Annotated in this window: 17 protein-coding genes; 3 read left to right on the top strand and 14 right to left on the bottom strand. The window is 66.2% G+C overall.

Going from position 1 to position 21,850, the window contains the following annotated elements; genetic code table 11:
- Positions 1-99: 99 nt before the first annotated feature.
- The 7 genes from nhaC to dnaK form a co-directional block, all read right to left on the bottom strand.
- Positions 100-1,581, bottom strand: a complete 1,482-nt coding sequence (gene nhaC / locus BQ7471_RS10165; protein WP_235821303.1) for a Na+/H+ antiporter NhaC — start codon at positions 1,579-1,581, stop codon at positions 100-102.
- Between the two features lie 48 nt (positions 1,582-1,629).
- On the bottom strand, positions 1,630-2,832 hold the full coding sequence (locus BQ7471_RS10160) for a MalY/PatB family protein (RefSeq protein WP_076465982.1): 1,203 nt from the start codon (positions 2,830-2,832) through the stop codon (positions 1,630-1,632).
- Positions 2,829-3,503, bottom strand: coding sequence for a helix-turn-helix transcriptional regulator (locus tag BQ7471_RS10155; protein WP_076465981.1), 675 nt, complete (start codon positions 3,501-3,503; stop codon positions 2,829-2,831). The genes BQ7471_RS10160 and BQ7471_RS10155 overlap by 4 nt, the downstream gene beginning before the upstream one ends.
- Before the next feature lie 259 nt (positions 3,504-3,762).
- Positions 3,763-4,320 carry a heat shock protein transcriptional repressor HspR gene (locus tag BQ7471_RS10150; protein ID WP_235821302.1) on the bottom strand — a complete coding sequence of 186 codons (558 nt, stop codon included), beginning with the start codon at positions 4,318-4,320 and terminating at the stop codon, positions 3,763-3,765.
- A 4-nt stretch (positions 4,321-4,324) separates the two neighbouring features.
- The gene (locus BQ7471_RS10145) at positions 4,325-5,344 is read right to left on the bottom strand and encodes a DnaJ C-terminal domain-containing protein (RefSeq protein ID WP_076465977.1); all 1,020 of its coding nucleotides are present in this window, start codon (positions 5,342-5,344) and stop codon (positions 4,325-4,327) included.
- A 38-nt stretch (positions 5,345-5,382) separates the two neighbouring features.
- Complete coding sequence (locus BQ7471_RS10140; protein ID WP_076465975.1) at positions 5,383-6,021, bottom strand: nucleotide exchange factor GrpE; 639 nt, start codon at positions 6,019-6,021, stop codon at positions 5,383-5,385.
- Positions 6,018-7,871 carry a molecular chaperone DnaK gene (gene dnaK, locus BQ7471_RS10135; RefSeq protein ID WP_076465974.1) on the bottom strand — a complete coding sequence of 618 codons (1,854 nt, stop codon included), beginning with the start codon at positions 7,869-7,871 and terminating at the stop codon, positions 6,018-6,020. Before dnaK ends, BQ7471_RS10140 begins: the two co-directional genes overlap by 4 nt.
- A 945-nt stretch (positions 7,872-8,816) precedes the next feature.
- Between dnaK and BQ7471_RS10130 the strand changes: the two genes are divergently transcribed.
- Positions 8,817-9,986 carry a methyltransferase domain-containing protein gene (locus BQ7471_RS10130; protein ID WP_076465972.1) on the top strand — a complete coding sequence of 390 codons (1,170 nt, stop codon included), beginning with the start codon at positions 8,817-8,819 and terminating at the stop codon, positions 9,984-9,986.
- A gap of 37 nt (positions 9,987-10,023) precedes the next feature.
- Here BQ7471_RS10130 and BQ7471_RS10125 read toward each other — a convergent pair whose 3' ends face one another.
- Complete coding sequence (locus tag BQ7471_RS10125) at positions 10,024-11,361, bottom strand: replication-associated recombination protein A (protein WP_076465970.1); 1,338 nt, start codon at positions 11,359-11,361, stop codon at positions 10,024-10,026.
- A gap of 281 nt (positions 11,362-11,642) precedes the next feature.
- Here BQ7471_RS10125 and BQ7471_RS10120 point away from each other — a divergent pair, with 281 nt between their 5' ends.
- Complete coding sequence (locus BQ7471_RS10120) at positions 11,643-12,161, top strand: GtrA family protein (RefSeq protein WP_076465969.1); 519 nt, start codon at positions 11,643-11,645, stop codon at positions 12,159-12,161.
- 33 nt (positions 12,162-12,194) lie between these two features.
- Here BQ7471_RS10120 and pulA read toward each other — a convergent pair whose 3' ends face one another.
- The gene (gene pulA, locus BQ7471_RS10115; RefSeq protein ID WP_076465967.1) at positions 12,195-16,166 is read right to left on the bottom strand and encodes a pullulanase-type alpha-1,6-glucosidase; all 3,972 of its coding nucleotides are present in this window, start codon (positions 16,164-16,166) and stop codon (positions 12,195-12,197) included.
- A gap of 245 nt (positions 16,167-16,411) precedes the next feature.
- Here pulA and BQ7471_RS10110 point away from each other — a divergent pair, with 245 nt between their 5' ends.
- Complete coding sequence (locus BQ7471_RS10110; RefSeq protein WP_076465966.1) at positions 16,412-17,053, top strand: DNA-3-methyladenine glycosylase; 642 nt, start codon at positions 16,412-16,414, stop codon at positions 17,051-17,053.
- On the opposite strand, the gene BQ7471_RS10105 is transcribed toward BQ7471_RS10110, so the two are convergent.
- From BQ7471_RS10105 to BQ7471_RS10085, 5 genes are read right to left on the bottom strand one after another with little or no spacing between them, the layout of a single operon-like run.
- Complete coding sequence (locus BQ7471_RS10105) at positions 17,020-18,096, bottom strand: FAD:protein FMN transferase (protein WP_076465965.1); 1,077 nt, start codon at positions 18,094-18,096, stop codon at positions 17,020-17,022. The genes BQ7471_RS10110 and BQ7471_RS10105 overlap by 34 nt on opposite strands.
- On the bottom strand, positions 18,093-18,638 hold the full coding sequence (locus tag BQ7471_RS10100) for an FMN-binding protein (protein ID WP_076465963.1): 546 nt from the start codon (positions 18,636-18,638) through the stop codon (positions 18,093-18,095). The genes BQ7471_RS10105 and BQ7471_RS10100 overlap by 4 nt, the downstream gene beginning before the upstream one ends.
- Entirely contained in the window at positions 18,635-19,372 is a 738-nt protein-coding gene (locus BQ7471_RS10095) for an ABC transporter ATP-binding protein (RefSeq protein ID WP_076465961.1), read from the bottom strand. Before BQ7471_RS10095 ends, BQ7471_RS10100 begins: the two co-directional genes overlap by 4 nt.
- A 7-nt stretch (positions 19,373-19,379) precedes the next feature.
- Positions 19,380-20,555, bottom strand: a complete 1,176-nt coding sequence (locus tag BQ7471_RS10090; protein WP_076465960.1) for an ABC transporter permease — start codon at positions 20,553-20,555, stop codon at positions 19,380-19,382.
- A 4-nt stretch (positions 20,556-20,559) separates the two neighbouring features.
- Positions 20,560-21,837 carry an ABC transporter permease gene (locus tag BQ7471_RS10085; RefSeq protein ID WP_205408292.1) on the bottom strand — a complete coding sequence of 426 codons (1,278 nt, stop codon included), beginning with the start codon at positions 21,835-21,837 and terminating at the stop codon, positions 20,560-20,562.
- Positions 21,838-21,850 lie beyond the last annotated feature (13 nt).

Genomic DNA, 21,850 nt, shown 5'->3' with positions numbered 1-21,850 from the left:
CGGCGGAGTTCACACAGGGCGAACCTGCGTGAACTCCGCCTTCTCATGAGTATTCGATTGTGATCGCCCCACGCGGAGGCGAGGATCCGGGCCAAACCCTCAGGCCTTCAACAGCTCCTCCTGACGCTCCTTCGATAGACGGGCGATGCCGATGCCGGTCGCTCCCCACAGCATTGCGAAGCAGATCGCGATCCAGTTGCACACGGCCCATGGCATATATGACAGTGTCGCCACGCCGAGCGTGCCCGCCATGTAGGCGCCGGCCGACGTCCAGGGCAGGATCGGCTCCCATAGGGTCGCCGAGTCCTCGATCGTACGGGATAGGTTCTTCGGGTCGAGTCCGCGCTTGACGTACTCGTCTCGGAGCATCTCGCCGGGGATGAGTAGTGAGACCTGGCCATTGGAGGTGATGCCGATGGTCGCGAGCCCCGTGATGATCGTCGCCGCGATGAGTCCGAATGTGCTCTTAACCGGCTTGAGGAGATTCGAGATGAGGACATCGAGGGAGCCCGACACCGCGATGACGCCGGCGAAGGTGATCGCACAGAAGCAGATGAGCAGGACCGACATCATGGAGTTCATGCCGCCACGGTTGAGCAATCGCGTCACGTCCTCGATGACATGGTCTGCATCGAAGCCGTTCTTCGCCACCATCTCGACATTGAAGCCGTTAACGGCTGCGACGACGGTGTCCTTGACGGCGATGCCCTGGAAGACGACCGCGTTGAACATGGCGACAGCGCTGGACACGAGGATGACGGGGACAGTCGGTTTCTTCCACATCGAACCGCCCAGCACGATGACGATCGGTACAAGCAGGAGGAGGTTCCATGAGAACGCCGAATCGAGAGTCGCGAGGATGTCGCCGACCTTTTCGGGAACCTCACCCCCCTTGAGCCCCATTCCGAACACCAGGTAGATCAGGGCCGCGGTGAGGAGCGAGGGGAGCGTGGTCCACAGGAGATGGCGGATATGGGTGAAGAGGTTGACACCGGTCGCCATCGACGCGATGTTCGTCGTATCGGACAGGGGGGAGAGCTTGTCGCCGAAGTAGGCGCCGGAGACGACGGCGCCCGCGACCATCGGCAGGTTGGCATCCATGCCGACGGCGACGCCCATGAAGGCGACTCCGACCGTCCCAGCCGAGCCCCATGATGTGCCCGTGCACAGCGAGACGATGGCGGTGACGAGCAGGGCGATGACTGCGAGATACTGCGGATCGATGATCTTCAGCCCGTAGTAGATGAGCATCGGGATGGTGCCGCCGGCCATCCATGTGCCGATGAGCATGCCGACGGAGATGAGGATGAGGATCGCGGGCATGGTCTTGGCGATTTTTTCGGCGACCGATCCCATGATCTCCTCCCACGAGTAGCCGAGCCGCCAGGCGACGATTCCGGCGACGACCGCGGAGGCGATGAGGAGCGGCTCAACGGGAAGTTGGGCGAAAATGTACCCGCCTCCGAGCAAGACGACGAGAGTGATGACGGGGATCGCGGCCATGGCGATCGAGGGAGTGCGATGAGCGCGCGGGCTCGTCGTCTCTGCGACGGGGACGACTGTGGGTTCAGGAGGCATCATTGTCCTTTCGATGGGGGCGCCCGCCATGACAGTGCGCCTGTGGGATGTTCAGGATTCCGCTTCGCGGTGTGCGAGGGCCGAGCACAATCGGATGAGCCCCTTTTCGAGGTCGCGGCGGGGCAGCGCGGTGTTGACTCGGAAGTACTGCTCGTACCCCGGTCCGAAGTCACCGCCGGGACTGACGGCGACCCGGGCGGCTCGACAGGCGCGGGCAAGGTCCTCCTCGTCCTCGATGTAGGCGGAGGCGTCGACCCATATGAGGTAGGTCCCGTCCGGGTCGCAGGCCGCAGCGTCGGGGAGCAGGCGGGCGAAGATGTCGAGGGCTGCTCGAATGTTGCGGTCAATGACTCGTAGGAGTTCGTCAGCCCAGGGGCCGCCCTCGTTCCACGCGGCGAGCACTGCGGGAATGGCGAAGTAGTTGGGATTGTGCAAGCCCATGCGGCGCTTGCCCGCTTCGAGACGATCCCCGAGTTCGCCGTGCACACAGATGGCGGTCGCCTCCAGGCCCGCGATGGTGAAGGTCTTGCCGGGAGATGCGCACTGGATGATGCGCCCCGATTCCCACAGGTCGGGGGCTATGGCGGCCAGGGCCGTGTAAGAGGGTCGCCCCGGTCGGGTGAAGTCCGAGTGGATGTCGTCGGAGAGGACGAGGACGCTCCCCTCACGGAGGATATCCGCGAGACGTCTGAGTTCCTCTGTTGTCCAGACGCGACCGGTCGGATTGTGGGGGTTCGTCCACAAGAAGAGGTCGGCGTCGTGGAGGGCTGTTTCGAGGGCGCCCCAGTCGATGCGCGCCCTCGTCGCGGTGTCGGCGAGGGGGATGCGGGCGAGTTCCACCCCCGAGCGCTCGCAGACCTCGAGGAGGGGGGAATACGCGGGGCTGAGAGTGGCGACGCGGACGCGACGACCGTCCTCGCTCGGGAGGATGAAATTGACGAGGGCGGATACGCACTGAACGACTCTCGGGAAGAAGTGGACGTCCTCTGCGTCGGGCGCCCAACCGTGGCGGCGGCGCTGCCAGCCGACCGCGGCCTCAGCGAAGTCGGGGAAGACTTCGGTGTATCCGTAGGAGCCGTGCAAGGCGGCGAGGGTGACTGCGTCGACGACTGCCGAGCAGGTCTGGAACTCCATGTCCGCGACCGACAGGGCGATGACGTCGTCGCCCAAGCGGGAGGCGAGGAGATCCCATTTGGCGCTGTGGGTCCCCCAGCGCGACAGACGGGTGGTGAAGTCGGGATCCGAGTCGTTCACTTCTTCTCCGCATCGATCTCATTGAGGTAGTTGTAGATGGAGAAACGCGTGCATTGGAGGGCCTCAGCAGCCATGCTCGCAGCATCGCGCAGGAGGAAGAACCCGTGCTCCTTGAGGCGTCGAACGACGTCGACCTTGTGTTCTTTGCGCATGTCGTCGACAGACACGGGAATCCCCTCGATCGCCTTGTGCAAGAGGAGTGCGGCGAGCTCGTCGACGTCGTGCACGAAAGACTCCTGGGCGTCGGGAGGGGGAGGGGCCTCGTCGTGGATGAGGGCGCCGAGGGATGCTCCGATGGAGTGGAGCGCCTCCCATTGGGTGATATCCCGGTTGATGCACAGTGCTGCGACGGGGGCCCCCGTTGAATCCCGGAAGACGATCGTGGTGGATAGAAGGTTCTTGCCGTCCGGCGAAGTCGTCCGGTAGCCGAGGCGGGTGTTGAGTTCATCGCAGACCGCGGCCTTCAAGAGGGCATCGGTGGCGGGGTCTCCGACTGTGCGTCCCGTCAGGCTCCCCGAGACGGCGATGATCGAATGGGGTAGAAGATCGAGATCATGGACGACGACTTCCGAAGGGCCGACGATGGAGGCACACAATGGTTCAACAAGCTGTTGAAGCGTAGCGAGGATGCACTCTCTTTCAGCATCTATGACCCGTGACGCATTCCCCATAGGTTTTCCACCTTTGGTCGACTTCGATTGATTTGTACAATCAAACAACAAAATACGTATGAAGTCAACAGACTGTTGAAGAATACTGATAGTGAGCACCTGGCGCGATAAGGCCGCAAAATTCGGATGACCCGCTATTGCGCCCGAGCCCCTCTTCGACGTGCTCCACCGGAATCGTCGTCCGGACCTATTGCGCACGCTCGCCGCCTGAACCGTGTTGCCGACCGGGAAGTCGAAGCGCGCGAGCAGAGGCGTCGACTCAGGAGACGACTGTGACCGTTCCCTCGATCATGCGGGTCCCCTGAGGGTCCGCCTCGATGACGGCGCGGATGGTGCGCGCCGGACGGTAGGCGCCGTAGGAGCGCCACGGATGCCAGACGGCGACTTCTGCGCGCTGCTGCCCGGATGTGGTCGATTCCGACCAGGGGCGTTCTCCGCGGCGCAGCGGCGACACCTCCCCCGTGGGAGTGGCCGCGAAGATGCGGTCGCGGCGCGCCTGCAATTCATCGAGCTTCTCACGCAGGGCATCGCACTCGTTCTCGAGTCGTACAACCTGGCGCTCCAGGCCGAGGATCCGGCGGATGCCCGCCAGATTGATGCCCTCTTCCTGGCTCATCCTCTGCACGTCGCGCAGGCGCTGGATATCGCGCTGGGAGTAGCGCCGTCCGCGCCCCTTGGTACGGGCGGGCGTGACGAGGCCGAGGCGGTCGTACTGGCGCAGGGTCTGCGGATGCATCCCCGCCAACTCCGCCGCCACGGAGATGACGAAGGTGAGGGTCGAGTCGTCCCCGCCGTTCATTGGAGTAGGCCTGGCCATGGGACTACTCCTTCGCCGATTCGGCGAGGCCGTGACGCGGATCCGCATCGCCGAGGGCGTTCGCGAGCCTGGTCAGAGCATCCTTCTGCTCCTTCGAGAGGCTCTTGGGGATCGTCACGGCGATGTCGATGAGTAGGTCGCCCGTCTTCTTCGCCGTGCGCACGCCCTCGTTGCGCACTCGTAGGACGGCGCCGGACTGGGTTCCCGCGGGCACCTTCACCGTCACTATCCTGCCGTCAATGAGCGGCACCTGGATCTTCGCCCCGAGCGCCGCCTCCGGGATCGACACGGGCACGGTGATCCGCACATCGTCGCCATCGCGCGTATACACGGGGTGCGGTGTGACGTGGATCGTCACTTCGAGGTCGCCCGCGGGGCCGCCGTTGCTTCCCGGCATGCCCTTGCCACGCAGTCGAATCCTCTGCCCGTCCTTTACCCCGGCGGGAAGGCGGACCTTCTGGCGCTTGGAGTCGATCGTCATCGACACTTCCGTGCCGGAGAGGGCATCGCGGAAGGAGACGGTCGCCGAGGCGTGCCGGTCCCTCCCCTTGTGTGGGCGCGCGGTGCGCTGCCCGAAGGGGGACCCGCCCTGAAAAGACGCGCCCGAGTAGCCCTGGGCGCCGCCGAAGCCGCCCTGGGCGAACATCCCCGAGAGGATGTCCCCGAGGTCGCCCTCGGCTCCCGACGTGGAGAAACTGAAGTTCGCCCCGTTGGAGCCGAAGAAGGAGGAGAAGGAGTCCGTGAATCCCGACGCCCCCGGGCCTCCCGCGGAGAAGCGGGCACCGCCCCCCGCCATTGCGCGCAGCGCATCGTATTGCTTGCGCTGCTCCTCATCGGAGAGGACCGCGTAGGCCTCGCCGATCTCTTTGAACTTCTCCTCCGCCTTCGCGTCCCCGGGGTTCTGGTCGGGGTGCCATTGGCGAGCAAGCTTGCGGTAGGCCTTCTTGATGGTAGCCGCGTCAGCATCTTTGGCGACTCCGAGGGTTGCGTAGAAGTCCTTCTCAAGCCAGTCCTGTCCACTCACCGCGGGTCACCTCCATCCATGTCGTCGTACGAGTGGTCTCATTCAGGGTTGTCGACTACGACTTTCGCCGCGCGCAGGACGCGCTCGCCCCGGCGGTATCCGGGTTGAAGGATCTGCGCGATGACGGGATGGTCGACGTCGGCGCTCGTGCTGGCGAGCAGCGCCTCATGGATCGCGGGGTCGAAGTCCTCCCCCGCGGCGCCGTAGCGCTCGAGGTCGAAGCGCGCCTGGAGGGTGGACTCGAGTTTGGCCGCGATGGACGCGAAGGGCCCGTCGTCGAGATCGCCGTGGGCGCGTGCCGCGTCGATGTCGTCGAGGACGCCGATGAGCGCGTCAATGACTTCGCTCTGCCCGGACTCGCGGTGCGCGGGAATCGCGTCTTTCGCGCGGCGCACATAGTTCGAGTACTCCTGGCCCTGGTTGTACAGCTCCGCATGGGCCCTGGCCAGCTGATCTTCGAGTTCGGCGACTCGTGCCAGTGCCGTCGACAGTTCGGAGTCTTCGACATCCGCTTCGAATTGAGTCATGTCGAGGGCGTTCGCATCCTCCGAACCGGCGGGGGCCGTCTCGGCGGTACGCTGTTCCTCCCCGGGCGCGGCCGCGGGGGCCGACTCTGTCGAGTCGGTCCCGCCGCCCCGGGGAGCGGACGCGTCGCCCTGGTTCTCAGATCCGGTCACTTGGCGTCGTCCTCGTCCACGATCTCGGCGTCGATGACATCGTCATCTGCGGACGCATCGGATGCGGGCGCCTCGGAGGCCTGGGCCTCCTGGGCCTGCTGAGCGGCGTAGACCTCTTCACCGATCTTCATCGAGGAGGCGTTGAGCTTCTCGAGTGCGGTCTTGACCGCATCGGTGTCGTCGCCCTTGAGGGCCTCCTTGACGGCGTCGACATCGGCCTGGACGGAGGCACGGGTCTCTTCTTTGATCGTCTCGGCATTGTCCTTGAGGAGCTTCTCGATGGAGTAGATGACCTGCTCCGCCTGGTTGCGGGTATCGGCCTCTTCGCGGCGCTTCTTGTCTTCGGCGGCGTGTTCTTCGGCCTCCTTCACCATGCGGTCGATGTCCTCCTTGGGCAGTGCGGAGCCGCCGGTGATGGTGACGGACTGCTCCTTGCCGGTGCCGCGGTCCTTCGCCGAGACGTGGACGATGCCGTTCGCGTCGATGTCGAAGGTGACCTCGATCTGCGGGATGCCGCGGGGGGCGGGGGCGATTCCGGACAGCTCGAAGGTGCCGAGGAGCTTGTTGTCGCGGGCGAATTCGCGTTCGCCCTGGTAGACCTGGATGAGCACGGAGGGCTGACCGTCTTCGGCGGTGGAGAAGACCTCGGAGGCCTTCGTCGGGATCGCCGTGTTGCGGTCGATGAGCTTGGTCATGATGCCGCCCTTGGTTTCGATGCCGAGGGAGAGAGGGGTGACGTCGATGAGGAGGACGTCCGTGCGGTCGCCCTGGATGACGCCCGCCTGAAGCGCGGCGCCGACGGCGACGACCTCGTCGGGGTTGACGCCTTTGTTGGGCTCGCGCCCTCCGGTGAGCTGCTTGACGACGTCGGTGACGGCGGGCATGCGGGTGGAGCCGCCGACGAGGACGACGTGGTCGATGTCGGACACGGAGATGGCGGCGTCGCGGATGACGTCGTGGAAGGGCTTCTTCGTGCGTTCGAGTAGATCGGCGGTCATTTCTTCGAACTTGGCGCGGGTGAGGGACTCGTCGAGGTGGATGGGTCCGTCAGCGGTCATCGACAGGTACTGGAGGGAGATGTTCGTGGTCGTCGCCGTGGACAGTTCCTTCTTCGCCTGCTCCGCGGCCTCCTTGAGGCGCTGGAGCGCGACGGGGTCCTTCGACAGGTCGGCGCCGGTCTTGGCCTTGACCTGTGAGATGAGCCAGTCAACGATGCGCTGATCCCAGTCGTCGCCGCCGAGGCGGTTGTCGCCGGCGGTCGCGCGGACCTGGATGGTGGAGAAGCCGTCCTCGTCCTTGCCGATCTCGAGGAGGGAGACGTCGAAGGTCCCGCCGCCGAGGTCGAAGACGAGGATGAGCTCATCCTCCTTGCCCTTTTCGAGGCCGTAGGCGAGGGCGGCCGCGGTCGGTTCGTTGACGATGCGCTGGACGTTGAGGCCTGCGATCTGTCCGGCGTCCTTGGTCGCCTGGCGCTGGGCGTCGTTGAAGTAGGCGGGGACGGTGATGACGGCGTCGGTGACGGGCTCGCCGAGGAAGGACTCCGCATCCGCCTTGAGTTTGGAGAGGATGCGCGCCGAGATCTCCTGAGCGGTGTAGGTCTTGTCGTCGATGGAGACGCTCCAGTCGGTGCCCATATGGCGTTTGACGGAGGAGATGGTGCGCGAGACGTTGGTGACGGCTTGGCGCTTGGCGATCTCGCCGACGAGGACTTCACCGGTCTTGGAGAATGCGACGACGGAGGGCGTGGTGCGCATGCCCTCCGCGTTCGCGATGATGGTGGGTTCACTGCCCTCGAGGACGGCGATTGCGGAGTTGGTGGTTCCCAGGTCGATGCCTACTGCACGTGCCATGTGAGTTCCTTTCATATGGTCGGGGCTAGGGTCCCGACCAGGAGTTTCTGATGTTCTGCGGACTCAGTTGAGTCCCTTGGGCTCAACTTTAGAACAGGAGATTCATGGGCGCAACACGACGCGACTCACGTTGAGTCACATGTACTCAACTCTCATGTCGGCGCACACAACGGCCCAACAACGTCATAGACTCATCACGGATCACCGGCAGAACACGCCCCGCTCGACGCCCAGCAGCGGCTGACTCGTGCCGAGCGCGCCGTCGTGCGCCCCGACTGGATCGCGCGGTTATCCGCCTGCAGCGACACGGTCTATCCGCGTGACCATTCATGCGCCTCCCACACCTCCGTGAGTAGACACGTCCGCCACGAGCGAAACAACACCCCGGGGCGGAAGCAACCCACATGACATCACCACATCTTCACTGCAATCGTCCAAGGCAACGAACGCCGTGTTATCGCCGTTCCCTCAGACACCGCCCCCCGCTGTTGCTTCGCCATCACGAGGGCGGTTTTCTTTCTGTATCGTGGAGAGATAGATACCCCTTCCGCCTTCTTCTTCCGACAAGTAAACAGGATCCTCGTCAGCGCAAATACCGTTCCGATGATTTCATCAAGGGCGCCGCGCACGAGGGCATGCGTAAGGACAGGGTCCGTTCCCCCAGCCTCGACCAGACGATCGCCCCAACGAGACGCGCACATCCAGCAGACGCGTTGTTCGACGCATCTAGGACGAAGCGTGTTTCGCACTGGTCGCACCGAAGTTAGTCGACGGCTCAAGGCGCTGAGCCTTGGCACCGGGCGGGGCGTCGTTGCCTCTCCCAGCGTCAGATAACCCCAACGACAGTAGTCAATACGTCTCTTTCGATTTCGGTTTTCCTGATCATCCCTTCGATCATCGGACGAGCCACGTGCATCTGTGGCGGCCTCATGAGACGATCGGGCCATGCAGTGCGAACACTGGGACCGGGGCGCATGCCGCTCCTGCCGTTACCTCGACATCCCCTACGACGAACAAGTCGCCGCCAAGTCTGAAACGGCGGCCGAGGCCCTCGCCCTCGTCCCCACCACCGCGGGAGTCCATTGGCTCTCACCGAGGCGATCCGCGACCACAGCATTCCGCACCAGTGCGAAACTCGTCGTCGGCGGGACCCGTCGGCGCCCCACCCTCGGGATCCTCGGGCCGGATCGGCGCGGCGTCGACCTGCCGGGCTGCCCCATCCAGCATCCTGCGATCAACCGGGCGACGCCCGCACTCAAGCGCTTCATCCGCTCGCTCGACCTCACCCCCTACGATGTTCCGACCAAGAACGGGGAGCTCAAGTACATCCTCCTCACCGTCGGAGCCGATGACGCACTCATGTGCCGCTTCGTACTGCGCACCCGCGACCGCGTCACCGACATCCGCCTCGCCCTGCCCGACCTCGTCGCCCTCGTCCCGAACCTCGCCCTCGTCACAGCGAATATCCACCCCGCCCATGAGGCGCTCATCGAAGGCCCCGATGAGATCATCCTGTCCAAGCGCCGGATGCTGCCGATCCGCGCGGGAGACCTCGACCTCGCCCTCGGGCCGGGCTCCTTCATCCAGACGAACGCCGCCGTGGCTGGCGATCTGTACCGCCAGGCCGCCGACTGGGCGGCTCTCCCCCTCGCATCGGGCGATGCGCCGCAGACCCTGTGGGACCTGTACTGCGGCATTGGAGGGTTCGCCCTTCACGCCGCGAACGCTGGCATCCCCCGAGTCACCGGCGTCGAGATCTCGGAACGGGCGATCGCCTCTGCGATCCGCTCGGCATCACAGGCGGGACTGTCCCGCACCGCTGCGCGCTTCATCGCAGCGGATGCAACCGCGTGGGCTGCTCAGCAAGACCCCGCCACGGCGCCTGACGTCCTCATCGTCAATCCGCCCAGGCGCGGGATCGGGGACACCCTCGCCCAGTGGATCAACGAGCGCGCAGGCGAGCGCGTCATCTACTCGTCGTGCAATCCGACAAGCCTCGCCCGGGATCTGGAGGCCATGCCCGCCTACCGGTGCGTCGAAGCACGCCTATTCGACATGTTCCCCCACACCGACCACGTCGAGGTCGCAGTGCTGTTGCGCCGCACCCCCTCCTGAGCCGTGCGACCGCTGCGCGGCGGCCCCGACCGCCGCTTCATGAGTCGCGCTCTTTGAGTCGGCGCATGCGCTCCCACTGTGCGAGGCGGTCGCGCACCGCATGCTCATACCCGTTATCCGTCGGCTCGTAGAGGCGGCGCCGCGCGACGCTGTCGGGGAAGTAATCCGCGCCCGAGAAGCCGTCCTCAAGGTCGGGATCGTATTGGTATCCCGCACCGTACCCGAGGTCCTTCATGAGGCGGGTCGGCGCGTTGAGGATGTGAGCGGGCGGCATGAGCGACCCGGTCTCCCTCGCCAGTCTCCACGCCCTGTTGAATCCCCTGTACACGCTGATCGACTTGGGCGCACTCGCCAGATAGACGACGGCCTGGGCGATGGCGATCTCCCCCTCGGGGGAGCCGAGCCTCTCATAGGACTCCCAAGCGGACAGCGCCACGGACAACGCATTCGGATCCGCCATGCCCACATCCTCACAGGCGAAGCGGATGAGTCGGCGCGCCACGTACAAGGGGTCCTCACCCCCCAGCAGCATTCGCGACAGCCAATAGAGGGAGGCGTCCGGGTCCGATCCCCGCATCGACTTGTGGAGCGCCGAAATAAGGTTGTAGTGCTCGTCGCTTGACTTGTCGTACAGGGGCGCCCGCGAGGCGAGCAGATGGGCGAGGCCCTCCGCGTCGAGAACTTCGCCCCTCGGTCCCAGTGCATCGACCTGTTCGACGAGGCCGAGCAGGTAGCGCCCATCCCCGTCACTCATGGCGATCATGGCGGCGCGCGCCCCCTCGGTCAGCGGCAGTGGCCGTCCGATGAGGCCCTCCGCCCTGTCCATGAGCTCTGCGAGAGCGGCGCCGTCGAGGCGGTGGAGCACCATGACGTGGCAGCGCGACAAGAGCGCGCCGACGAGTTCGAAGGAGGGGTTCTCGGTGGTCGCGCCGACGAGGACGACCGTGCCGTCCTCGACATAGGGCAGGAAAGAATCCTGTTGGGCGCGGTTGAAGCGGTGGATCTCGTCGACGAAGAGCAGCGTGCCCTGACCGATCTGCTTGCGCTTGGAGGCGGCGGTGAAGACCCTGCGCAGGTCCGCCACCCCGGAGAAGGTGGCGGAGACCTGTTCGAAGACGAGGCCGGTCTTGCCGGCGAGCAGTCGGGCGATCGTCGTCTTGCCGCATCCGGGCGGCCCCCACAAGATGATCGACGAGATCCGCCCCGCGTGAACCATTCGCCCGAGCGGGGCGTCGGCTGACAGCAGGTGGTCCTGCCCGACGACCTCGTCAAGGCTGCGCGGGCGCAACCGGTCCGCGAGGGGACGGGTCGTGTCGTCGAATCCGCCGTCCTCAGCCGCCGAATCGAAAAGGGAGGGACCCTCCGGAATCGTCATGGCGCCCGCACCTCCGCCGAGAACGGCGGTCGGGTCGCGCGCCGCATCATCCGAATGCGCACACGGCGGCGCAACCCCTGGTGGTGCGCGATGGCGCCTCGATACATGCGTCCATCTTATGCGTGGGATCCGCGAGCCGCATGCGACGGCGGGCGCCCGCATCGAGGCGCCATCGGACGATCGCGGGACCGGCCGCCGAGGGGCGCCCATCCTCGAAATGTCACAGCTCGTCCATAGGTCCGCCACACGGCGGCGACAGCGCAGCACGGTTGCCTGAAGACATGACCATGATGCGACCCTCCGCCTCTCCCGCTCCGCTACTCGCCCGGGAGACCGGCCTCATGAGGCGTTTGGGCACCCAGGTCCGCTACATCGCGTCGTCTCTGTCCTCCACCGGAGTCGACTACCTCATGCTCCTCATCCTCAATGCGACGATCGGCGGCCTCTTCGCCCCTGTCATCATTGCGAGAACCGCATCCTGCACGATGAACTACCTCATCAACCGGCGTGTCTTCAGGGCGCGCGGCGGCCTCATCGCGACCGCGGCGCGCTACTACGCATGGGGGGCGGTGATCATGCTGCTCGCCTACGCCTCACTCACGGCCCTCACGAACGCGGGAGTGCCCCTGTGGGCCGCATCGATCGGGGCGAACTCGTCCCTCTTCGCACTCAACTACCTCGGCCAGTCCTACCTGGTCTTCGGCACCGTCGAGGCACTGCGCTGCGATGCTTCCCGCCTCGGCTCGCACGTCACCGGTCTGCTCGCCTCCGGGCGCGCGCGCCTCGCGGCCGCGGCATGAAGCGGGCGGCGAGGACGGCGCCCCGCCCTCGCTCTAGGCCCGCCTGCGGGAGGCGAACACGCCCCCGGCGACGGCCGCGGCACCGGCGATGGCGAGAACGAGGAGAAGCCCGCCGGCCCCGGTGATCGGCAGCGCGCCCACGATGCCGGCACGAGGAGAGGTCGGTGCATCGGATGCGGCGTCGCGTCCCTTCACGGAGACGACGAGTTCGCTCGTCACCACCCGCCCGTCGGCGAATGAGACGGTCACGGGAATCCGGACTGCGGTCGTCGCATGATCGGCCGGCACCCTCCAGCGGATGACGCCCGTGGTCGCATCGATCACCGCATCACGCGGAGCCGACTCCCCCAGGGTGAACGACGTCCCCTCGGGCAGGGTGACGACCTCGCCCGACTCGTCGCGCACGATCGGAGTCGCACTCGCCTCGTCGCCCGCCGTCACTGCGACCGGCTCGTAGGAGACGCCGAGGGGCGCGATGGGTCCGGGGGCATTCGCCTCGTCGACGAGGACGGCGACGGTTCTGGCGGGAACCGTCACGGTGCCCGTCGCATCGTCCCAGGTCGTCGTTTTCACCACGGGGTCGGAGCCGGAGGCCTGGACGGGGCTGAGGACGAAGTGTCGGCCCGCCTGCCCGTCGACTGCCTGTGTGAGCGGATCCTTCGAGGCGTTGAAGACGACGAGGACGCCATTGAGATTCGGATCGACGCTCGTCACCGCCCGATTCCCTGCGTTCGCAGACGCACCGCTTGGGGCGTTGTCGTCAATGAGCATGAGGAAAGTGCCCGGTGCCTGGTCGGGACCGGAGTTCGGGAAGGAAACCTTCTCCTTGATGAGCCGGGCGGATCCGAGTGAGAACAACGGTGTCGACTTGCGCAGGCGCAGAAGGTCCAGGGCCTGCGCCTTCGCCGCAGCGATATCATCCGCGCCGGGCTTGAGGGAGGGGTCCTCCAACAGAGGCCTCATGATCGGCCACTGCTCCTGATTATTCGACGCGACTGGCAGGCCGTGTCCGAAACCGTTGTCGTTACCCGTCCAGTCGATGGCGTTGAAGTGGTCGCCCGAGTTGTAGGAGTCCCGGTCGAGTGACTTCGAGCGGAGCCTTTCAGTGCCCGCCGCCCAGAACGAGGGGGATTGTCCGAGGGCGACGGTCGCCAGCGACACCGTGTTCATGCGGATCCGATCGCTCATCGGCGTTGACGAGGGCAGTTTGTAGGTCAGCAGATCGAAGAGCGTCTCATTGTCGTGGGCATCCACGTAATTGACGCTCTCCGCGGGATCTGAGGCATAGCCCGCGGACAGGGAGTTGTAGTCGATCTGGCTGCCGAGTTTCACGCTCCCGTCGTAAGTCGTCAGCGCGTAATCCTTGAGATTGCCGGCCACCCCGAGTTTCACCAGGTCGGTCCGGTGCATGAGGTCGGCGAGCTGTTCCTCGGCACCCCTCGTGTCCAAGCCGTTGGGATCGGTGACCGCGCCGGAGCCGAAGCCCTGGAAGACCCGGTGGTCCGTGTCGAAGGGGCCGCCACCGTGGACTGCGTCGCGCAGCCGGTCGTTGAATGCGCCGATCTGTGTGCCGTCGAGCTGTCCCTGGGTCGCCTGCGTGAACAGGGCATTGTTTGCGACCTCGCCGAAGTTCCATCCTTCGCCGTACAGGTAGAGGCTCGATCCGTCAACACCATCCTTTTCGAGGGTGAGTTCGGCGAGCGCCTCCTTCGCCCGGATCATAGTGTCGCGGGAATGGTGACCCATGAGGTCGAAGCGGAACCCGTCGACCCGGTAGGCGCGCGCCCACAGGACGAGGGAATCGATCATGAGGTCTTCGCTCATGAGGTTCTCGGTCGCAATATTGGAGCAGCATGTGGAGGTGGTGATCGCTCCGGTCGCATCGAGGCGGTGGTAGTAGCCCGGGACGATCCGGTCGAGCACTGCCTTGGGGTCCTGCCCCGCTGCGGCCGTATGGTTGTAGACCTCGTCGAGGACGACCTGCAGACCGACGGAGTGCAGCGCACCGACCATGTCGCGGAACTCCGCGATCCTTGCCCCTCCGTCCTGGTGACCGTCGGCCGCATAGGAGCCCTCCGGGGTCATCCAGTGGAACGGGTCGTATCCCCAGTTGAAGGCGTCTCGATCCGCGACCGCCGCGACCGCCGCCTGCTGGTCCTCGGCCGCGGGACCCGCATCCGGGATCGTCGGAGTCGCTTGATCCGCACGTCTCTCGGGGATGGTGGAGATGTCGAAGGTCGGCAGCAGGTGAACGGTGTCGATGCCCGCTTCGGCGAGTTCCGCAAGCGCCCTCATGCCCGTCGAGTCCGAGACGGTGAATGCCCCGTAGGTACCGCGCAGCGCGGCGGGCACGGACTCGTCTTTCGCGGAGAAGTCGCGGACGTGCAGTTCATAGATCGCCCGAGAGGCGTCATTGTGGACCCGAGGGGACGGGGTACGGGCCCACTGCTCGGGCATGATCGCCGGGTTCATGAGGTCGATGGCGACCGACCTCGTCGAGTCGGCGGTCAGGGCGATCGAATAGGGGTCGGTGACGGTGTTCGTCTCCACCTTCCCGGTCGCCGGGACGTAGACCTCCACCTCCCACAGGTACTGCGCACCCACGGTGATGGCCCCGTCCGCATTGTCCACGACCCAGCGCCCGTCGGGGCCCAGGCGTGCGGGTGTGCGGCGGGCGTCCTCGTTGATCTGGGGAACGGAGCCGGTGTCATCGCCACTGTTCCAACTCAGCAGCGTCACACTCTTCGCGGTCGGCGCCCACAGCGCGAAGGAGGGCCCGGCCCCCGTCCACGTCACGCCGAGTTCCGCAGTGCGCGCATCGTCGGAGTACAGGGCGTCGAGGACGGGCGCGATCTGCACTCCGGTGAATGCGAAGGGGGCAGCGTGAGCGGTGGCGAGAACGCGAACCTGGCCGGTGAGGGCCCTCTTCACGGCGTCGGCGCCGAAGCCGTCCGGGATGCGCAGTCCGATGTAGCCCTTGAGGTTCGGTCGGAGGTCGGTCGCCTCCTTCGGCAGGCTTGCGGTAATTGTCAGCGGCGTCGATTCTCCTCCCGCGACTGCTCCGTCGATGATCTCCGCACCGCCATTGCCCGCGGTGACGAGGGAGAAGCCGATACCGGCTTCTCCTGAGACCACCTGATCTGCGGTCACGTCTTTGGGGAGCATCGACGTCGGCCATGCGAGGGTTGTCGCATCTACCCAGTAGGCGGCTTGTTGTCCGGTTCCCATGAGGGGGGCGTCGGCGACGTCGATGTCGAGGAGGTGCGTTGCCATGGTGTAGGTGAATGTCACTGTCTTGTCGGAGGTCACAGAGAAGGAGTAGTTCGGACCGTCTTCGACCCCGTCGACGCCGTAGTTCTCCGTCCAGGAGCGGTTATGGGCGACTTTGACGAGATAGCTGCCCATAGGCAGCTTATTCGTTGAGTAGGTCCATGTCCCGTCCCCATTGGGCACCATGAGCGGTGCGAGGCAGTCGGGCGCCCAATTGCCGCCGTTGTCCCCTCGCGTGCAGCCCAGTGGCGCTTGGAGAGTTCCGGGGAGTGTGATGACGGGGCCGTCCGCGGTATTCCACACCCGATGGGTTGCGGGGTCGTAGAAGAAGGTGACGGGACCGGCTTCGTCCAGGGAGTAGATGATGTTGTCTCCACCGGGGACTCCGTTGGCGCCGTAGCTCTCGTCCCACGTCCCGCCGATCGCGACCTTGTACTGCCATTGGCCTCGCGGCAGGTCGAAGGTTGCGGTGTAGATGCCCGTCTCGGGGTCTTTGGCGAGGGCGGCCCTGTCGCATTCGGGTTGCCATTCGCCCGAGCACCCCATGGCGGGGTTGTGGGAGCCTGGGATGGTGACGAGGGCGTCGCCGTCTCCGTCGTAAGCGCCTGTGAGGGCGTTCGTCAGGGTCACCGTCGTCGGTGCGACGGTCGGGGCGGCGACGGTCGGGGCGGCGGCACCGGGGATCAGGAGTCCGGCGCTGACGAGGGCGGTTAGGAGAAGCCGCAGGCGGGTCATTATTCGCGGGGCGTATGAGGGACTCACAAAGACTCCTTCGTCTTGTGCAGCAAGTTACTGAAACTACATATCACAACGTACTCCGTGCCGCCCCTCGCGTAAAGACCCCGGTCCATTCGCTGGACCGGCACCACGCGCGCTCAGGGGCGGACACACCCCTTCGTCCATACGCTGCGCGGCGCTTGGACCGCGACTCGTACGCCCCGCGGTATCCGGAAGCGGAACGGCATCGGTAGACTCTCCTCATGACTCGGACGGCGCGCTTCTCATTGGACGGGATCGTCGAGCGCGACGCACTCGCAGCCGCCCCCTTCCTCCTCGGCGCAACCCTGAGCGTTCTCGGCCCGACCACGGCCGTGTCCGTCCGCCTTACCGAGGTCGAGGCCTACCTGGGCGAGCACGACCCCGGATCGCACGCCTTCCGCGGGCGTACCGCCCGGAACTCGTCAATGTTCGAAGCCGGGGGCCGCATCTACGTCTACTCCATTTACGGCATGCACCATTGCGCGAACATCGTATGCGGACCCGCCGGGTCGGCCTCTGCGGTCCTCTTACGCGCCGGAGAGGTCACCCGGGGGGTCGAGGCGGCCAGGGCCCGCAGGCCGAGGGCCCAGCGCGACACCGACCTCGCGCGAGGACCGGCGAGGCTGTGCACCGCCCTCGGACTGACTCGCGAGGACGACGGGGCGCTGCTGGGCGAGGCAGGCGGCCGCGCCCGCCTCGCCCTGCCGGAGGAACCGGTCGCGCCGGCCATGATCCGCCGGGGCCCGAGGACGGGCGTCACCGGCCCCGGCGGGGACGGCGGCGCCTACCCGTGGCGCTTCTGGATCGACGGCGACCCGACGGTCTCCGCCTACCGGGCCGCCGCCCCTCGACGGACTTCATGAGTCGGACCGGTGCGCGGGGTCCAGCCCGCACCAGCCGACGCCTGCACGCCCGAGTCGCCCATGACGACCCATTCCCATTCGGCGCTCACCCCGCGACGGTGCGCCCACCGGCGAAGCGCCTCCTCGTTGACGCACTCCGTCCCGGCGATGAGGATCGCAGTCGACAGGACCTCCGCCATGACTCCGCTCGCGCACAAGACGCTCGCCTGGTGCCGCGTCGGCGCCGGCGGGGCGCCCGTCCTCGGGTCGACAATCCGATGGGATGGCGGGCAGGACGCTCCGCCTGGAATCCCGGACGTCGACAGTGCCCCTCCTCGCAGGGGCACCGACCCCGCCCAGTCGTCCGCTCCCCCGACGGTGTCGCGCAATCCGATCCGCCAGGGCGCGCCGCTCGTCCTCGTCCCCCATGCGGCGAGCGATGAGGTTCCAGCGGAGACGAGGACTCCCCCGGCTCCCATGTCGACCGCGAGGTCGCGCAGACGGTCCGCCGTCTCCCCCTTCGCTACTCCGCCGAGGTCGACCCTGGGGTGCGCGCTGTCGCTGCTCGCAATGAGGCGCCACTGGCCGATGTCATTGCGCTCGAGGCGCGACGGCGAGCACGCCCGGAGGGCTCTCGCCCGTTCCTGTTCGTCCGGCGCGAGCGTCGCAGGGTCTCCCGACCCGAGTGCGCACCCGCCGCCCGCACCCTCCCGCAGTGCAGCGAAGGCGCCGATGAGCGGTGTGAACACTCCGCCGGTCGCCTCCGACAGGGCGAGGGCATCGACAAGGAGGCGATCCGTCGACGCGTCGACATCCGTCCACCCCTGTGAGGCGTTGAGTCGCGATACATCGGAGGAATCGCGGAAGACGGACCAGAGCTGCTCATGGGCGTTGACGAGGGAGCAGGCGGCCTCGGTGATTGCCCGCAGGTCCCCGCCGTGGCCGACGAGGTCGAATCGGGTGCCCATCGCGGGGAAGGAGACCCTCCAGGTCGGCAAGCCGCGGACGCTGAAATCGACCGTCGCGCCCCATCCCGTGGCACTGCGCGACGACGGGAGTCTCACCGATCCGCCCCGCCGAGGTCCTTGTCCAACCCCTCATCCCGCATCGAGTCGGACAGTCCGGGGATGTCGACCCGGTTTGCCGCAGCATCATTGTCAACCCCCTGGGCTGCGGAAATGGCACGGATCGCGGCCTGCATGAACTGGGAGTGCGCGACGGTCGCACCGGAGATCACGTCGACCGCATTCGGGTCGTCCGTTTCCGTCAGTCGCCGGGAGTACTCCTCGAAGGACTCCACTGCCGCCTGCGCCCTGGCATAATACTCCTCATTGAAGACCTCCCCCGCGGAGTTCTTCCCGTAGTCGGCGTCCTTGTCCCGCCCATCCGCCTGCGCCGTCTCGTAAACCGTATTCGTGATGTCCCCGCCGGACACCGTGATCGTGATGGTGCCGACGGCGCCCTGGTCGTCCGGGTTGGAGCGACCCGTCCATTCGCCATCCGCCATGGGCCTGGTCATGTCGATGTCGTAGGAGGGCGAGCAGGCGGCCGCCAGCATGGCGCCCAGACCGAGTGCCCCGACGCCCAGGAGTCGTCTCGCACTCATCGCAGCGCCGCCTTCATCTTCCCGGGGCCTGCGTTCGCCGCTTCGCCCGGATCGTGATCGTGGAAGACCTCGGAGACAATGCGACCGTGGTCGAGGCGGATCTCCCGTTGGCCCTGGCTCGCGACGAGGGCGTCGTGGGTGACGACCATGAGAGTGGTCCCCTCCTTGTGGAGTTGGCGGAACAGGTCGAGGACGATGCCCTCGTTCGTCTCGTCGAGATTGCCTGTCGGCTCATCGGCGAGCACCAATTTGGGGTAATTGATGAGGGCGCGGGCGACGCAGACGCGCTGTTGTTCGCCTCCCGACAGCTGGCGCGGCAGGTGGGAAGCCCGGTCGGCCAGGCCGACCCGGTCGAGCGCCTCCATCGCCTCTTTCTCGTCGGGCATCGAATGGTAGTACTGGGCGACCATGATGTTCTCCAGGGCCGTGAGGTGGCCGATAAGGTGAAATTGTTGGAAGACGAGGCCGATCGTGCGGCGGCGGATCTCGGTGAGTTGAGCGGCGGTGAGGTCGCTGATGTCGTGCCCGTCGAGGATGATCCTTCCCCGCGAAGAGGTGTCCATGCAGCCGACGATATTCATGAGGGTCGTCTTGCCGGAGCCGGAGGGGCCCACGATCGACATCCACTGCCCCTGGGGGATCTGCAGTGACACGTCGTCGAGGGCGTGCAGGTCCCCGTAGATCTTGGAGACTCCGGACATGTCGACGAGGGTGGGTCGGGGGCTATCGGGCATGGTGTCCTCACTCTCCGCGCAGCACGAGCGCGGGGTCGATGGCGGCGGCGCGGCGCACCGGGGGCAGGCAGGCGATCACTGCGACGACGATGGACGCGATGATCGTGAGCGCGATGACGAGGGGGTGCGGCTGGGCGGCGCGGTGGAAGACGTTAATGGAGACGGCTGCGGCCAGGCCGTATCCGAGGGCTGCTCCCCCGATGCCGCCGAATGCGCCGAGGAGGGCGCCCTCGCCGATGAACTCCCAGACGATGGATGTCGAGGTCGCGCCGAGTGCCTTGCGCAGGCCGATCTCATTGCGGCGCTCGGCGACGACGGCGACCATTGTCGTGGATACCCCGATCATGGTGAGCGCCAGGACGATGAGGGTGATCATCGCCAAGAGTGAGCGGAGCATGCGGATGACTCCGGTGTCGGAGTCGGCGAGGCGCTTAACCGTCTGCGCGACCGCCCCGTCGACCTCGTCGCTGATACGCTGTGCGAGCCCCGCCAGCTCCTCACCGTGCAGCGCGATGGAGTATTCGGCGATGGAGACGGCGGCTCCCCCATCGGTGAGCTCTGCGAGGTCGTCGAAGCCCATGTACAGGTAGGAGTCCTCATTGCCACCGGTCTTCAAGACTCCTGCGATTGTGAGCTCGGCGCTGTGCGGACGCTCGGATGTCGAGCCCTGCGATTCCTCCCCGCCCGACTGGGCGCCCTCGCCGAGCAGGGCGACCGTGATCCTGTGCCCCGGCGAGGCGCCGATGGTGGTGGCGATCTCCTCGCCGATGAGGATCTGCCCGGCGGAGCTTGGCCACTGCCCGTCGACGTACCAGTAGGGGTTGACGGTCTTCACCGCGTCGAAGTCTCCCCCGGCTGCGACGAAGGGCTGGTCGTTGATGAGGACGGTCTCATAGGCGAAAGATGCGCTTCCCACGAGCGCGTCAGCGGGGATAAGGTCCGACACTCGCTCGAGGACCGGGTCGGTGAGGCGATCGGCTCCCGCGTCGGGCGACACGACGAGGTTCGCGCCGTATGAGCGCACTTCCCGAGCGATCTGCGAGGGGACGTCGATGACGAGGGCGGTGAGCCCCGACAAGGTCGTCGCTCCGATTGCGACGGCGAGGATCGCGATGAGGACGCGCGAGCGCCTGCGCAGGATCGATGAGACGACCATTCGCCAGAACATTGAGCGTCGAGTCATGTCGTCACCTCCCGTGCAGTACTTCGGCCGCATTGAGGCGCAGCAGGTAGCGAATGGCGGGGATGGAAGCCCCCAGGACGACGAGGGTGACGAGAAGCGCGACGAGGACGGCGACGACGGGAGCGACCTCGATCGGGGAGGAGAAGACGATCTGTCCGATGAGTCGGGCGAGGACGAGTCCGCCCGCATAGCCGATGCCACCCCCGGCCAAGCCGACGAGGATGATCTGTGCGAGGAATAGCGCGATGATCGACGAGTCCTGCGCACCGACTGCTTTCATGAGGCCGATTTCGGCGGATCGCTCCATGACATTCGCCGTCACGAGGTTCGCGATCGCCAGTGCGGAGGACATGAGGGCGAGGGCGGTGACGAGCAGCATGAGCAGTTGTGTCTTCTCCAGGATCGTCCCCTCCGATTCGGCGACCCGGCGCACGGGGCGCGCCACGGAATCCGTCATCACCTCTTCGATCTGATAGGCGATGGAGGAGACGTAGGCGGTGCAGTACCACACTTCTTTCTCCGACACGGACAGGGATTTGGGGTTCTTCGCGGCTTTGCGGGCGAGGTCGTTGTCGGGGGTCGTGAGGGCGGACACTTCGACGGAGCCGACGACGCCGGACTCGCCGAGGAGGTCTTGGGCGAGGGCGAGCGGGGCGTACACTTCTGCGTCCGCTTCGTCACCGGAGGTGAAGATTGCGACGATGCGGGCGTCTCGGACGATGCCCCGCGCATGCAGGGAGAGGGTGTCGCCGACTGCGAGGCCGCGGTCGCGGGCGAAGGCGGCGCCGACCATGACGGCGTCGGCCTCGTCATCGTCGGCCCAGTCGCCGTCGATGCTCCACCAGTCGCGGAGCCTGCTCAGCCCGGTGTCGACGCTCTCTCCCGTGTCGAGGTCGAGGTGGCGGGAGAACCAGGTCCCGGTGATCTGGACCGCCCTGCCTTGAGAGTCGGTCGCCTCGACGCGCAATAGGGGTGCGAAATCGAGGATGTTGTACGTCCAGAAGATCGTCTTGATCTTCGACAATTCGTCTTCTCGCAGGTAGGCGTGCCCCGATGAGGAGGCGTCGGCGCCGTAGAGGTCAGCGAGGACGGCCGCCCCTTTGGGGCGCACGACGATATTCGCCCCATAGGATTTGAGCTCCTGGTTGACCTTGTCTCCGACATTGAACATGACGGACAGCATGGATGTGGCAACGCAGGCGCCGAGGGCGACGGTGAGGGCGATGAGGAGCTGGCGGCTGCCCCTGCGCCTGAGCGCCCCCGACAGCATTCTGACAAACATCACTCGTCCTCGT

The sequence above is a fragment of the Actinomyces mediterranea genome (assembly GCF_900155595.1).
In the GTDB taxonomy this organism is placed as follows: Bacteria; Actinomycetota; Actinomycetes; order Actinomycetales; family Actinomycetaceae; genus Pauljensenia; species Pauljensenia mediterranea.
Note: the sequence above shows the minus strand (reverse complement) of the source record. Positions and strands in the feature narration are given on the sequence as shown.